The 13,166-nt window shown below is 44.9% G+C and carries 13 protein-coding genes; 8 read left to right on the forward strand and 5 right to left on the reverse strand.

From position 1 onward, the window contains the following. Positions 1–26: 26 nt before the first annotated feature. On the reverse strand, positions 27–830 hold the full coding sequence (locus MKX76_RS07925; RefSeq protein WP_341033400.1) for a cache domain-containing protein: 804 nt from the start codon (positions 828–830) through the stop codon (positions 27–29). A gap of 269 nt (positions 831–1,099) precedes the next feature. Between MKX76_RS07925 and MKX76_RS07930 the strand changes: the two genes are divergently transcribed. The 3 genes from MKX76_RS07930 (at position 1,100) to MKX76_RS07940 (ending at position 4,251) form a co-directional block, all read left to right on the forward strand. Continuing rightward, positions 1,100–2,413, forward strand: coding sequence for an ABC transporter substrate-binding protein (locus MKX76_RS07930; protein WP_210095704.1), 1,314 nt, complete (start codon positions 1,100–1,102; stop codon positions 2,411–2,413). A gap of 88 nt (positions 2,414–2,501) precedes the next feature. Further along, complete coding sequence (locus MKX76_RS07935) at positions 2,502–3,398, forward strand: carbohydrate ABC transporter permease (RefSeq protein WP_100085266.1); 897 nt, start codon at positions 2,502–2,504, stop codon at positions 3,396–3,398. A 19-nt stretch (positions 3,399–3,417) separates the two neighbouring features. Then, complete coding sequence (locus MKX76_RS07940; RefSeq protein ID WP_341033402.1) at positions 3,418–4,251, forward strand: carbohydrate ABC transporter permease; 834 nt, start codon at positions 3,418–3,420, stop codon at positions 4,249–4,251. 600 nt (positions 4,252–4,851) lie between these two features. Here MKX76_RS07940 and MKX76_RS07945 read toward each other — a convergent pair. Both MKX76_RS07945 and MKX76_RS07950 read right to left on the reverse strand, forming a co-directional pair. Next, entirely contained in the window at positions 4,852–5,919 is a 1,068-nt protein-coding gene (locus MKX76_RS07945; protein WP_007131473.1) for a hemolysin family protein, read from the reverse strand. 64 nt (positions 5,920–5,983) lie between these two features. Continuing rightward, the gene (locus MKX76_RS07950) at positions 5,984–7,294 is read right to left on the reverse strand and encodes a hemolysin family protein (RefSeq protein ID WP_210095703.1); all 1,311 of its coding nucleotides are present in this window, start codon (positions 7,292–7,294) and stop codon (positions 5,984–5,986) included. An 848-nt stretch (positions 7,295–8,142) separates the two neighbouring features. Between MKX76_RS07950 and MKX76_RS07955 the strand changes: the two genes are divergently transcribed. The 5 genes from MKX76_RS07955 (at position 8,143) to MKX76_RS07975 (ending at position 11,890) form a co-directional block, all read left to right on the forward strand. After that, positions 8,143–8,583, forward strand: coding sequence for a hypothetical protein (locus MKX76_RS07955; protein ID WP_007131470.1), 441 nt, complete (start codon positions 8,143–8,145; stop codon positions 8,581–8,583). 93 nt (positions 8,584–8,676) lie between these two features. After that, positions 8,677–8,949, forward strand: a complete 273-nt coding sequence (locus MKX76_RS07960; protein ID WP_007131469.1) for a DUF2277 domain-containing protein — start codon at positions 8,677–8,679, stop codon at positions 8,947–8,949. A 291-nt stretch (positions 8,950–9,240) separates the two neighbouring features. Beyond that, complete coding sequence (locus MKX76_RS07965; RefSeq protein ID WP_341033403.1) at positions 9,241–9,921, forward strand: erythromycin esterase family protein; 681 nt, start codon at positions 9,241–9,243, stop codon at positions 9,919–9,921. A gap of 68 nt (positions 9,922–9,989) precedes the next feature. Further along, a complete protein-coding gene (locus MKX76_RS07970; protein ID WP_341033404.1) occupies positions 9,990–10,679 on the forward strand; it encodes an erythromycin esterase family protein in 690 nt (229 codons plus the stop codon). Positions 10,680–10,951: 272 nt separating this feature from the next. Next, on the forward strand, positions 10,952–11,890 hold the full coding sequence (locus tag MKX76_RS07975; RefSeq protein ID WP_007131467.1) for a phosphotransferase: 939 nt from the start codon (positions 10,952–10,954) through the stop codon (positions 11,888–11,890). A gap of 39 nt (positions 11,891–11,929) precedes the next feature. Here MKX76_RS07975 and MKX76_RS07980 read toward each other — a convergent pair whose 3' ends face one another. Together MKX76_RS07980 and MKX76_RS07985 are read right to left on the reverse strand one after the other, a co-directional pair. Continuing rightward, on the reverse strand, positions 11,930–12,589 hold the full coding sequence (locus MKX76_RS07980) for an AlkZ-related protein (protein WP_007131466.1): 660 nt from the start codon (positions 12,587–12,589) through the stop codon (positions 11,930–11,932). Positions 12,590–12,601: 12 nt separating this feature from the next. Further along, positions 12,602–12,988, reverse strand: coding sequence for a VOC family protein (locus MKX76_RS07985; RefSeq protein WP_007131465.1), 387 nt, complete (start codon positions 12,986–12,988; stop codon positions 12,602–12,604). Positions 12,989–13,166: the final 178 nt, after the last annotated feature.

Genomic DNA, 13,166 nt, shown 5'->3' on the forward strand with positions numbered 1-13,166 from the left:
AGGATTACAAGGATGATCGAACTGATTTACTTGATAAACAGCTGCTCCGGCACGTAGCTCTCAATCGCAATCCCCGTAAATGTCGAAACCTGGCGGCTAAACAATTTATTGTCCCTTGAGGACGTCTGACTCGAAGGGTCCATGTTGCTGAACAAGATCTGCCCGGAAGGATCTTGAATCCGGATCGGAATGGATGGATGAATCCGCTCGACCATATCCCTGAAATCAGGGTAGGTAATATCCATAATGACATAAGCAATCGGCTTTCTTGTCTGAATGTCGGGGATCGGTTTGATGATGGAGATGGCTTTTTCGGCTGAAAGATAGTAATCACGCTCATTGTTGAAGAAAATCCGGCTTTTCTCAGGATTTCGTTCGAATATCTCATACCAAGCCGCATCCCTGGGGACAAAGTTATCGTTAATGTCTTCTTTCGTCGAGTTGACGGGCAAATGCCCTTTCTGGCCCACAACGCAAAACTGGAGCCCGTCCTGAAACATAGTCATGTTCTTTAACGTTGTCGACATGCTGCGGAACGCGTTGGTGGCCGCGCTGATATCATAATTGGGAACGGCGTAGTAGAGCGTGAGCGGCAGAACGACACTCTTATCGGTCGTAATGATGTTTTGTGTGTTTTCGATCGAACGGAAGAACGAATCCAGCTGATCGTTAATGAGGCCGATGGCTTCGTTATTGTATTTCATGATCTCGTTCCTGGAGTAGGCCGACAGCATGATGAGCAGGGGAACGGTGATCACAATGACGGAACAGACAATATATGCGACCGTTCTGCGGTATAAATAGTTGAAAAAATGCGTTTTTCCAGCCACAGCTTAACCTCCCGTTATCCAAAACACATAAGATTTTTCCACTTTATTGCTAAGATTCGTCGGTGTTCCAGCCGGCGGATATTGTATATCATGGACTCACCACATTCATGTAAGTGCTTACAACATTGGGTTTTCAGTCTAAAAGTAGACACGGTACCGTTAATCTACAGTAAAATCAGTTTTTAATCAACGCTTTATTAAAGCACTGTGCTGCAGAACAGGGCAAGGGATAAAGCATAGGCGAGATTTACGAATGGGAGGGTCTTCAAGTGTTCAAACATTTTAAACGACTGGCTTTACCGCTGGTAGCAGCTTTGCTGCTGGGTGTAGTATCGGCGTGCTCCGGATCTTCAGGGAAGGAGGGAGCATCAGGCACGGATCAGACGGCTTCAGGTAAACGGGTAACGATTACGGCTTGGCATGGTGCATCCGGAGAAAGCGCGAAATTTTTAGACAATATCGTTAAAAAGTATAACGAGTCGCAGTCAAATGCCACGGTGAAGCTCGTGTTCGTGGATACGGACAATATGGTGACCAAGTTAACGGCAGCAGCTGCAGGCAAGGCTTTGCCGGAAGTCGGGATGCTGATGTGGCCGATGTGGCTGGGACCGCTGAAGGATGTCGTCAAACCTCTGGATGAATTTATCCAGGCCGAGCCGGACAAGTGGAACGAGGATGACTTCCTGAACGGTCTGATTGACGGTAACGTGAGATTTGACGGGGTGACCTACGGCATTCCGATTGAGACGAATAATCGTGCACTCTATTATAATAAGAAGCTGTTTAATGAAGCGGGCGTTACACCGCCGAAAACCTGGGATGAGCTGGTCGAAGCGGCACAGAAGCTGACGGACCCGGCTAAAAAGAGATGGGGAATGTCCCTGCCAACGACACAGGGCGGAGCGTTGGATGCCGCCTGGGCACCCTTTTTGTGGCAGGCCGGGGGCGAATATGTCAATGCAGAAGGTACGGAACTGCAGTTTAACGGAGAAGGCGGTAGAGCCGCAACCCAATTTTTCGCTGATCTGATCAACAAGCACAAAGTGGCCAGCCTGTCGCCGCCGCAAAACGGATTTCAATCCGGCATGATCGCGATGAGCATTACGGGACCATGGTCTATTCCAACCCTGAATGCCAACGAAAAGCTGGATTATGGCATTGCGCCGTTGCCTGAAGGAACAAAGGGCAAGGCGACGATTTTGGGCGGCACGAACAATTTTATTTTCAAAACAACTCCGGAAAAGGAAAAGGCGGCCTGGGATTTTCTAACCTGGTTGTCCACGCCGGAAAACACGGCTGAATTCGCGGTCGGTTACGGTTCGATTCCGATTCGCAAGAGCAGTTCGGATATCGCTGCTTGGAAGGAATTCGTCAAGGAGAATCCGGACATTCAGGTTCACATCGACGGGTACCAGTACGGCAGATATCAGCCTTTTAACGTGCTCACCCTTACGGAGATCACCGAGGTTATCACTTCGCATATCGAAGCTGCCATGCATAACAAAGAAACGGCCGAAGAGGCCATGCAAAAAGCGTACGAGGAAAGCAAACCGTTATTAAAAACATGGTCTTCATCTAAATAAGCTCGTGTAGGAGGGAGATGGGGTGAGAAAAGCGGCATCCGTCTCCTTCCCTCTATTCTTGATTAAGCGTGTGCGAGGTGGTGCAAACATGAAAAAGTTTAAACGTATATTCGGCAAGGATGCGGCAGTTGCATGGATGCTGATCGCGCCAAATGTTGTCTGGATCGCCGTATTTACGCTGTTCGCCATATTTTATTCGTTTTATTTGAGCTTTACAGAGGTTGATTTGTTCGCGAATCAATTCACGCTCGTGGGGCTGGACAATTACAAGCAATCCTTTGCGGATCCCGTATTCACGAAATCCATCGTCAATACAACCGTATTTACGATATTTACGGTAGCCTTCTCCATGAGCATTGCGATCGTGGTGGCCGTGCTGCTTAACAGCAAAATCAAAGGCCGAAAGCTGATGCGAGCGGCATTTTTTCTGCCATCCATTCTGCCAGTAATCGCCGTGGCACAGGTATGGATTTGGATTTATGAACCGAGCTACGGGCTTTTGAATTTTTTTCTGGAGAAAATCGGGGTCGGAAATCCCAATCATCCATTTCAATGGCTTGTCTCGCCGGATACGGCAATGCTGTCCGTCATCATTTTCTCAATATGGAAGTCGTTTGGCTATAACATGGTCATTTATCTGGCTGCGCTGCAGGGCGTTCCTAGATCCCTGTACGAAGCTGCGGAAATCGACGGTGCGAATGCCGTCCAGAAATTTTTCAGGATTACGATTCCAGGACTTCGACCAGCCACATTTTTTATCTTGATTACATCGATCAGCGGTTCCTTCCAGACCTTTGGCGAAATTTATGCCTTGACGAACGGCGGGCCGATGAACCAGACAAATATGATCGCTTACTATATCTACCAATATGCGTTTGAGTTTTTCAAAATTGGCAGGGCTTCAGCGGTGAGTGTTCTGCTATTTATTTTGCTGTTCGCTATCACAATCTGGCAGTGGAACTCGTATCAGAAGAAAGAGGATTGAGTTGTAGGAGGTTTAACGGATGAGAAGACCAACACACATGATCGGGATGCTTATGGTTTACGCGATCCTGCTTTTGACGGTCGTGACGACCCTGCTGCCATTAGTATGGATGATCACGACTTCAATCAAAACACCGGGAGAGGTATTCGTGTACCCACCCAAGTGGATTCCTACCGAATTTGCCTGGTCCAACTACACAACGGCTTGGGAAATGGCTCCCTGGAATAAGTACTTTTTTAATACCGCTTTATATACGGCGAGTACCGTGACAGGTGTTCTGATAACGTCGGTCGCAAGCGGATATGCCTTTTCCAAGCTGGAGTTCAAGGGGAGGAAAACTCTTTTCCTGGCTTACATCGGAACAATGATGGTACCTTCGCAGGTAACGATCATTCCCGTATTTATCATTTTGTCGCAAATGAACTGGGTGGATACGTATTCGGGCCTAATTATTCCTGGCCTTACGAGCGCCTTCGGCTGTTTCCTCATGCGCCAGTTCATTACGGGCATCCCGACGGAGCTGATCGAGTCGGGCTTAATTGAAGGCGGGGGGCATATGCGTATTCTGGCTTCGATCGTGACGCCGCTTTTGAAACCGGCCGTGGCGACCCTGGGGATTTTCACGTTTATGGGGACCTGGAACAATTTCTTCTGGCCACTAATCGTCACGAATAGCGATGAACTACGCACCGTACAGGTAGGACTCAGTTCCTTTCAGAACCAGTACGGAGACGGCGATTGGGGGGCGATGATGGCCGCTGCGACCTTGGTCAGCGCTCCGGTGCTCATCCTTTTTCTTGTCGCCCAGAGGTACTTCATTGAAGGCATTGCGATGACGGGGATCAAGGGGTAGCTGCAACGGCAGGATACGGGAACGGATCCATCAGCTCGTCGAATGCAAAATAAGCAAATAAGGTAAGACGACAAGAACAAACACGCCTAGTAGCCGCATAGTTGCGGCTATTTTGTATTTGGTTGCGATAAAATCCGGAATTCTTCTAACCACAATCAGGACTGGAAGGATTTGAATTGGCGTTCGGATTTTTCATCCCCTACGAAATCGTAACAAGAATATGCTTTTGCACCTATGACGGCTTGGATGTTGTTCCAGCTGCAAGATGATGAGGAAGCAGGAGCGGTCTTCATTGGAGAGGCAGCGGAAATATTAAGTATTTCTAACTGGCAAAATATTGAAAAGAACAACTGATATTTATTGAGGAAAACAAGAAAGAGAAGAATTTGATGAAAAAGAGAGTAAGGACAGCAAGATTAAACACCAATAAAAAGGATGTTCTCCAATGAAAATGGGAAAATTGTGGAGTATGGGTGGGGTAGCCAGACGTTTCGATGCTTTACCATTACCAGTGCCCCATCCCTATGATAAAAATAACGTCAACCGCCCATAACGGGCTGATTGACGTTTAATATTGTTCATTACGCAGTAAGACTGGAATCAGCCCTGAAGAGCTGGCAGGCTGCGGCCTACCGATTCGTCACGAATGTCGCCGACGATTTCTTCCAAAATATCCTCCATCGTCACAAGTCCGACGATTTGGCCAGAAGCATCGGTCACGGCTGCCATATGAACCCGCGTCTGCTGCATTTTGAGCAGGACGTCCCGAATGGAGGCCGTGTCCGCGAAACGCGGCATGTCGTAGATGAACCGCTCCACGTCGGATTCCTTGCCGGCTGCAATGCTAGTGAGCATTTCCTTGGTATTGATAAATCCGACAAAGTGATCCGTCGAATGTTCATCCACGACCGGATAGCGGGTAAAATCATAGTTGTCCAGCAACTGGATCAGCTCGTTCAGCGGCATTCCCTTACGAACGGTCACGATCTGGTCGCGGGGGATCATAATTTCCCGCAGCAATCGCTCGTCGAAGGCAAAGATATTGTTTAAATAGGCCCGTTCCGTCTGATTGATTTCGCCGCTTTCGTAGCTTTGATCCACGATCCATTTCAGTTCTTCCTCGGAGTGAACCGATTCATGTCCAGCCGGCTTGACGCCAACCATGCGAAGGAGCAAGCGGGCCGCGCCGTTAAGAGCGTGAATAAACGGATTCATGACCTTTCCGAACCAATACAGAGGTCCGGCCAGCATTAGCGTCATTTTCTCCGCAAATTGGATGGCTAGCGTTTTTGGAGCCAGCTCGCCGATGACAACATGCAAAAACGTAATGATAGACAGGGCAATGATATAGGATAGTGCCGTTGCAACCGCCGCTGGCACATCGAATCGCTCGAAGAGGGGATGCAGCATGCGCTCCACGGTCGGTTCGCCTAGAGCACCAAGCACCAGGGCTGTGATCGTAATGCCAAGCTGGCAGGCAGACAAATAATAATCCAGGTCGCCCGCGACTTTCTTCGCAACCGTCGCTTTTTTGTTCCCTTCGGCAATCAGTTGATCCATTCTGGACATCCGCACTTTTAGAATGGCGAACTCGGCACCGACAAAGAATGCGGTCAGTCCGATGAACACGGCTACCAGAAACAGGTTTAATGCAATTATACCGTCCAATAATTTCCCTCAGGCGAGGGATTCACCTCCACAGGTAGATTGATTATAGCGATTGCTCGTTGGTTCAGATGGTAGGTTCCATTTGTTTTAACCGGACTTGCTTGATTTGCAGCTGGTCCGTTTCGGCGACGGTCCATACATAGCCGCCGAACTCGATTTCATCCCCGTTCTGCACTGTCGTGCCGCGTTGATACTGAATCCAGCCCGCGATCGTGTCCATGCCGCCGGTATCCTGGAAGATCATCCCGAATTGCCGCTCCAGGTCCTCCAGCAGGACGCGGCCGTTGATCAGGTATTGATCACCAACGATCTTTCGGATGTCAGCCACCTCATCGGCATCGAACTCGTCTCGGATTTCCCCGACGATTTCCTCCAATATGTCTTCCATCGTCAAAATACCGGCCGTGCCTCCGTACTCGTCGATAACAAGCGCCATATGCACCTGCTCTTGCTGCATCTTCAGCATAGCTTCCTTGATTGGGGTCGCCTCAAAGATATAGGGGATGGTGCGTACGAATTCCTCAAGATTGCGATGGCGTCCGCAAACGATATGCGGGAGCATTTTCTTCACGTTGACGACGCCGATGATGCGGTCCTTACTGCCTTCCTCGATGACGGGGTAACGAGTGTAATTATTCTCGTCCAGGATGGAGACGATTTCTTCATACTTCATATCCTTGTCCAGCGTCACAAGTTCGGTTCTCGGCACCATGATATCTTTTGCAACTCGTTCGTCAAATGCGAATACGTTCTCCATGTAGGCCAACTTCGTTTGATTGATCTCGCCGCCTTCATAGCTCTGGGTCATGATGATACGAAGCTCCTCCTCGGAATAATGCTCCTCATGCCCCGCCGGCTTAATGCCGAATCGTCGCAGAAGGACGCGTGAAGCTCCGTTCAACGCCCAGATGAAAGGGTACATGATCTTGCCGAACCAATATAGCGGGGCGGAGAGAAGAAGGGTCAACTTCTCAGCAAATTGGATCGCCAGCGTCTTCGGCGCCATCTCGCCTACGACGACATGAAGGAATGTCACGAGGATGAATGCGATCGCATAGGATACAACCGATGCTGCGGCGTCCGAAACGTTGAGAAGGTCGAATATCGGGTACAGCAGCCGTTCAACGGCAGGCTTGCCAATGGCCCCGAGCCCCAGGGCGGTAACGGTTATGCCCAGCTGACATGCGGACAGATAGTAGTCCAGGTCGCTCGCGACCTTTTTGGCGGTGACCGCTTTCCGGTTGCCTTCAGCTATCAATTGATCAATTCGCGACATCCGGATCTTCACGACGGCAAATTCCGATGCGACGAAAAATGCGGTCAATCCGATCAAGACAACGAGTATGATTAAATTTGTAACGGTAATAATGTCCAATTAATTCCCTCAAATTTGAGGGATTCACCTCCAGATTGAAATACGGCTATTCGGATACGCACGATTCAATGCTGGTTCGGCTCCATTGCAAGCCACGAAAGGAGGTAGCTTGAAAAAGTCCCAACCACTCAAGCTGCTTGGCCGAACCGAGCAAAAAGCTTGTCGGCAGTCGCTTCTGAAACCGTTTTAGTTCCGGAGCTTGATCCATTTGCAATAACGCCTTCCCAATGTACTACCTCCTTCCTGTTTGTAATTATGATGGTTGGCTACAAAGCATAATTTGCTGCATTCGTAACCATACAGTATTACGTTATAGTCTGCAGTTGGTTTCATGAATTGTTCCTACACAATGCCCCGCTTGGCTTTTCCGACGCATCAATACCCATTCCTAACTCTTTGAACCAGGAATCAGCTTTGGCTGAAAAGTGATTTTGAGAAGTTTACCAACGAATGAATCCTGTCTCTATCTCTTTAACAAGCAATAACCTTCAAAGATAAGGGCTGATTTAACTAATTTCTTTCCTTTTCATAATTTAACAAGAATGTTACAGTCAACAAGAACGAGCATTCCGATTTAGAGATGAAAAGTGTAGGGGATATCTTTAAGTGCTAAGAAGGTTGATGAATATTCTTCATTTAAGATTTATCCAACAAGGGTCACATATGATGTGCTTGCCGCTGCCAGGCATTAACCAGCACTCGATGTGTTTCTAAGAGAGGGCAGAGGGCGCTTATGGACAATTACTTGGAAAGCAATCAACGCGGCTTTATCGTCAGGTGTTTGCCGAAATTTCCGATTGAAAAAATGATGCAACTACTTAACTTAAGAATGGAAGAAGGTAGAGAAAATGATCCGAGAAATTGAAGAGCAATTCACTGAAGAGATCCTTGCCGAAGCAATAAAGCGATATGACATTAATAGAGACAATATTCGTTCAATGGGCGGTTATGAAAGCTTTGTTTATGAATACCATAAAAACAATGCATTTTTCATATTGAAAATCTCACATACAATTAGAAGATCAATAAATAATATACGGGGGGAAATTGAATTTTTAAATTTTTTGTCGAAAAAAGGACTGGCAGTTTCAAATGCTCTTCCATCGACCAGAGGTAATATGGTTGAAGAAATTGCTGCAGAAAATGGTTCGTTCCTAGCCATTTCATACGAAATGGCTCTTGGAAAAGAAGTGTCGGATGAAGATTGGAATGAATCGCTTTACGAAAAATGGGGCGAATGTTACTCGCGTTCGTTCCTTTACAAAGTCCGCGTTTTGCTTCTTTTTTAATATGAAAGGGTTGAGGAACTATTTGAATGAGCAAACTATGTTATGCTGGATACATCAAAGTGCGTTCATTACAAGAAAGGGGTTTAGTATGCCATGTGCCGAAATATCAAGACCTTATTTAATTTCGACCCGCCTGCGACGGATGAAGAAATTCAGGCTGCAGCGCTGCAATTCGTAAGGAAGCTCTCGGGCTTTAACCGTCCTTCCAAAGCGAACGAAGCAGCATTTAACCAAGGGGTGCAAGAGATTACCATCGTTGCAAGGCAGCTGCTGGATTCTTTGGTGACTCAAGCTGAACCCCGCAATCGAGAGGTTGAGATCGCTCGGGCCCGGGCACGAGCCGCTAAGCGATTCGGGGAATCTTGAGCGAAAATAGACGGAATCTCATTGGAGATTCTTCGTGTCGGGAACAAGATCATGATCCCATTGAAAGTCGCTAATTTAGCGGCTTTTTTGTTTTATCGGTACAAGTTCTTGTCCCGATTGCCGTAATGAATAAGAACATTACCCGATTGCCGATTAGATATGCATAAACTACATTTCACTTCTCTAGATCATTAAGCTGAAAGGCAGGATTACTCAATAAAATTATAGAATACCTAATATGGGATTTGATGTTAGGAAGATAAATCCCCTATAGAGAGGAGAGTTGCAACAATGAGGCGGCGATTATATTTAGCATGGATAACCGTTATATTGATATTACTTACTGCTTGTTCTAGTCAACCAAATGATCTAACGAATAAACTAGAAAAATATGCTGTACCCGTTAAGCAATTGACGATACCCGATGGTGTCCAGATTATTGGTTTAGGCGAAGCGACCCATAACAATGCTGAATTTCAGTCTGTGCGGCTTGATGTATTTAAGGTGCTTGTCGAAAAGTATGGAGTTCGCACATTGGTATTGGAGGAGGAATTTGCGGGTTTTGAATTAATGAATCGATATCTTTCTGGCGAGGACATAGAGTTGAAAGATGTGTGGGAAGACTGGATTCCGATGTACCACACACAAGAGATGGCTGCGTTATTCAATTGGATGCGCGAATATAATCGATCCGCATCTAGTGAAGAACAGTTGCAATATTGGGGCATGGATGTTCAGCGACCAAACCTAATACAACCCATACTTGACAAGTATTTAAAAGATGTGGATTGTGATCTTTACAGAGAGTTCAGCAGCATTAATGTAAGTGTTGATGACCTTATGGGATTATTTTATCTCTTAGTCGGTGATGAATTAGATTCTGATAGAGATAGAGCATTAACTGCAAGTATGTATAAACGGATACATGGAGTCCACTGTTACAGAAGGATGTTCGTCTTATTGAACAATTGATACACAAAATGAATATGAAAGCTGATCATCTTATATCCAAGTCCAGCAAGCAATTGTACGAGATCGCGATGCAGAATATGCTGTCTATATATGCCTACTATTCGTCGATAAATGATTCTTTAATACGAGATTATAGTAAAGGTTATGGTTTCTTACACTTTATTTCACATTCGCAGAATCGCGATACAGCCATGAAGGAAAAAGTGGATTGGATTATAAATCAAGCAAACGGGCCGATACTAATCGCAGGGCATAATGGACATATCGCTAAAAAGATTAAAGCGTCAGGAGACTATTTTGTTAAAATTGCAGAAGATAAAGGGATTAGTATAGATAACGAAATGCTAGAAATTACATATATCGGAGAACAATTAAAGAAAAGTTATGGTGATGCATATTATACAATTGGAACATCCTTTAATGAGGGGGTATTAGCAGCAGACTCAATGATACGATCGGATAAGAATCCGCCTTCATTAACCGTTCGTATCGACAACATATTACTGAATTCATTCATGAAGTTGCCAGAGGATGCTTATTTCTTGGACTTTGATCGTGCAATGCAAGATAAGCAATTAAAGCGAATACTCACGAAAGAGATGTTGAAGATGCCTCATATCGGAAGCCTTAATGGTGTTGATTTGAATGATCCTAATTCTCGCAACTCGGACGATTATCAATTTGAAATGAATTTAGATGAAGCATATGATGCTTTGATTAATTTTAGACATGCCAACCTGTTTACACCTTATAGATGATACCGGGAAACTAACGGGAAACGATAATTAAATAAAGAAAAGAAGGCAGCTGACAATGAATTGGGGCACTGTCATTATCCTTCTATGCGTCGATATATTAGCAATTAAGCTAACAGAAACGTAAGTTGAATAAGGCTTAAAAATGAGCAGGCTACAGTTGCCTGCTCATTTTATTAAAGTTACGGGAAGTAGAGTTTCATTATAAACGTACTATCCAAAATAGTGTGTGATAAACTATTAGAAGCACGACGCTTGGAGGGATAAAGGACACAATGGAAAAATCTGCAGTTATACAAGCAGAGCGAATAGCATGCGATTTTCTTCAGGAACAAGTAAAAAGTTCATATCAAATTATAGGTAAAGGCATCATAAATCAAATTTTCGTAGTCGAAACGGAGAGTCATAAAGTTGTTGTCCGGATGAACAATAAAGATACATTTCAGAGCTTTATCAAAGAAAAGTGGTGCATCGAGCAGGCAGCCGCAGTTGGCGTTCCAGGACCTAAGGTGTTGTCCATTGGTATAGTTGATGAAACCGCATTTATGATTCAAGCCTTTATTGAGGGAGACAACGGGGTAGACAGTACTGTTCCCAAGTCTGATATTTGGAGAAAACTAGGCGAATATTCCAAGCGTATTCATTCTATTCAAGTGAGAGGATATGGAGGGGATCTGTTTGATCCAGTCCACGGTGAGTTTCAGTCACCTACTCATGCCGGATCAGACGGCAGTTGGCAAGGGTATGTGCAATATAATATCAATTGTTTGAATGAGCATGATCGTTTGATTGAGCTTGGAGTAATTACTCCGATGGAATCGCAGAGAGTAAAAAAACTGTTTGAAAATTTGAAGAATACATCGTTTCACTTCGGCTTAAACCATGGAGACATGTCTTTGAAGAATACAATTGTCAATCAGGCAAAGCAAGTTATATTACTGGACTGGAATCCAGAAGTAAGCGTGGTACCGCATGCAACTGTTGCTCAAATGATACATTATCAAATCTTAAGACTAGAAGAAAGTGCAAATGTTGAGGAATTTAAAGCGTTTATGGACGGGTACGGAATAAGTGAAAAAGACCTACCTGAAACGAGGCATTTGCTACTATTAAGGGCTTTCGATAACCTAAGGTGGGCTATTGATCGAAGCCCTGATCTGATCGATCCCTATGCTGCGTTTGCAAAACAAGTCATCAACATGATTATGGATTAGCAAAAAATGATCGGTTGATGATGCGTCATAGAGGCGGAGTCAGAGAGCTAGTTTCTTTGCAAAGAATCTAAAAGATTTCTCAGAGCAAAATTCGGATAATTCCGATTTCAACCGAATCCTCGCATCATCGACGAGTACATCTTCACTTCTTGCCTGAATCGAGCTCAACCATAATTCCGAAGGTTGGTAGCACATACTGTTCCAGCCTGAATTATCTTCATTTTGTTTTGCTGCTCCAGTGATAACGACATCACCATAATTCTGTAGTTCAACCAGTGACGTTTCATATTCTTTTTTGTTCTCTTTTTTATCCAAACCGGTCAATTTCCGCAAGTTTCGCGAATCGATATTTCCATGCTCGCACAAGACTTTATAGATATGATACGCAGTTCTTGATATCAGACCGTCATTATAACGTACTTCAATGGTTTTGCCGGATGATAGGAGGGACCTGACTATGGGAAAATAATCGGTTTGAATGAAGCAGGCCTTATCACCAAAAAACTTTCCATATGCAGCAACACCGTCTTGGACAATCCGAATACGCCACAACCATGGATCCGTACCGGATCCTGAATGCCAGTCGTTATGATCCGCCGCAGCTGTCAACGATGGATAATCTGGGATAAACGCTGCGAACGGAATAATCTTATTTTTTTCTACTAATTGGACAAATTCTTCATAACTTATAGTACTCATTCAATACACCCCCTACTCCATAGGAATTTCATGATACAACTCGATCAAGTTTCCTGCTGGATCTCTGAAATTTAAGCTTCTAATCCCATATTGCCTTGAAACCGGCTCAGATATAAAGTTTACCTTTCCCTTCAATTCGAGAAATGACTTGTCTACGTCATTCACTTGAAAGACGATGACTGTCCTATCATTAAAGTGATCGTCTACAGAGTAAGATTCGTTGATCGCTTCGGCCATGGATTTTCGGTCAAAAAGGGCCAGAGTAGTGTTACCTGCATTGAAATCAGCATATCTTCCTTCCTCTGTTCCCCAAATGGGTTCCAACCCCATTACATCTCGGTAAAAAATAAAACATTCCTTAAAGCAATCTACAAGCAAGCGAGTGTGAGTTAGTTCCATGCCAATGGCCTCCAGACTATTTTGGAATAATTCGGTAATGAATCCTTATAAATATAACATTAACTGGGCTTAAGTGCTAATACATGTTCTAACACTCACATATCACCTCCTAGTACTTTATTTAAGTGATAAGAAAATAGGTGGGCTGGCACTTCAAGTGATTCATGTTTCCTGTTCA

This window comes from Paenibacillus sp. FSL R5-0810 (genome assembly GCF_038002285.1).
Classification (GTDB): Bacteria; Bacillota; Bacilli; order Paenibacillales; family Paenibacillaceae; genus Paenibacillus_AQ; species Paenibacillus_AQ lactis.

What these genes read in the sequence shown, in the direction of transcription:
- MKX76_RS07935 (WP_100085266.1), top strand. Translation starts at nt 2,502, where the DNA reads ATGAAAAAGTTTAAACGTATATTCGGCAAGGATGCGGCAGTTGCATGG.
- MKX76_RS07940 (WP_341033402.1), top strand. Translation starts at nt 3,418, where the DNA reads ATGAGAAGACCAACACACATGATCGGGATGCTTATGGTTTACGCGATC.
- MKX76_RS07955 (WP_007131470.1), top strand. Translation starts at nt 8,143, where the DNA reads ATGATCCGAGAAATTGAAGAGCAATTCACTGAAGAGATCCTTGCCGAA.
- MKX76_RS07960 (WP_007131469.1), top strand. Translation starts at nt 8,677, where the DNA reads ATGTGCCGAAATATCAAGACCTTATTTAATTTCGACCCGCCTGCGACG.
- MKX76_RS07965 (WP_341033403.1), top strand. Translation starts at nt 9,241, where the DNA reads ATGAGGCGGCGATTATATTTAGCATGGATAACCGTTATATTGATATTA.
- MKX76_RS07970 (WP_341033404.1), top strand. Translation starts at nt 9,990, where the DNA reads ATGCAGAATATGCTGTCTATATATGCCTACTATTCGTCGATAAATGAT.
- MKX76_RS07975 (WP_007131467.1), top strand. Translation starts at nt 10,952, where the DNA reads ATGGAAAAATCTGCAGTTATACAAGCAGAGCGAATAGCATGCGATTTT.
- MKX76_RS07980 (WP_007131466.1), bottom strand. Translation starts at nt 12,589, where the DNA reads ATGAGTACTATAAGTTATGAAGAATTTGTCCAATTAGTAGAAAAAAAT.
- MKX76_RS07985 (WP_007131465.1), bottom strand. Translation starts at nt 12,988, where the DNA reads ATGGAACTAACTCACACTCGCTTGCTTGTAGATTGCTTTAAGGAATGT.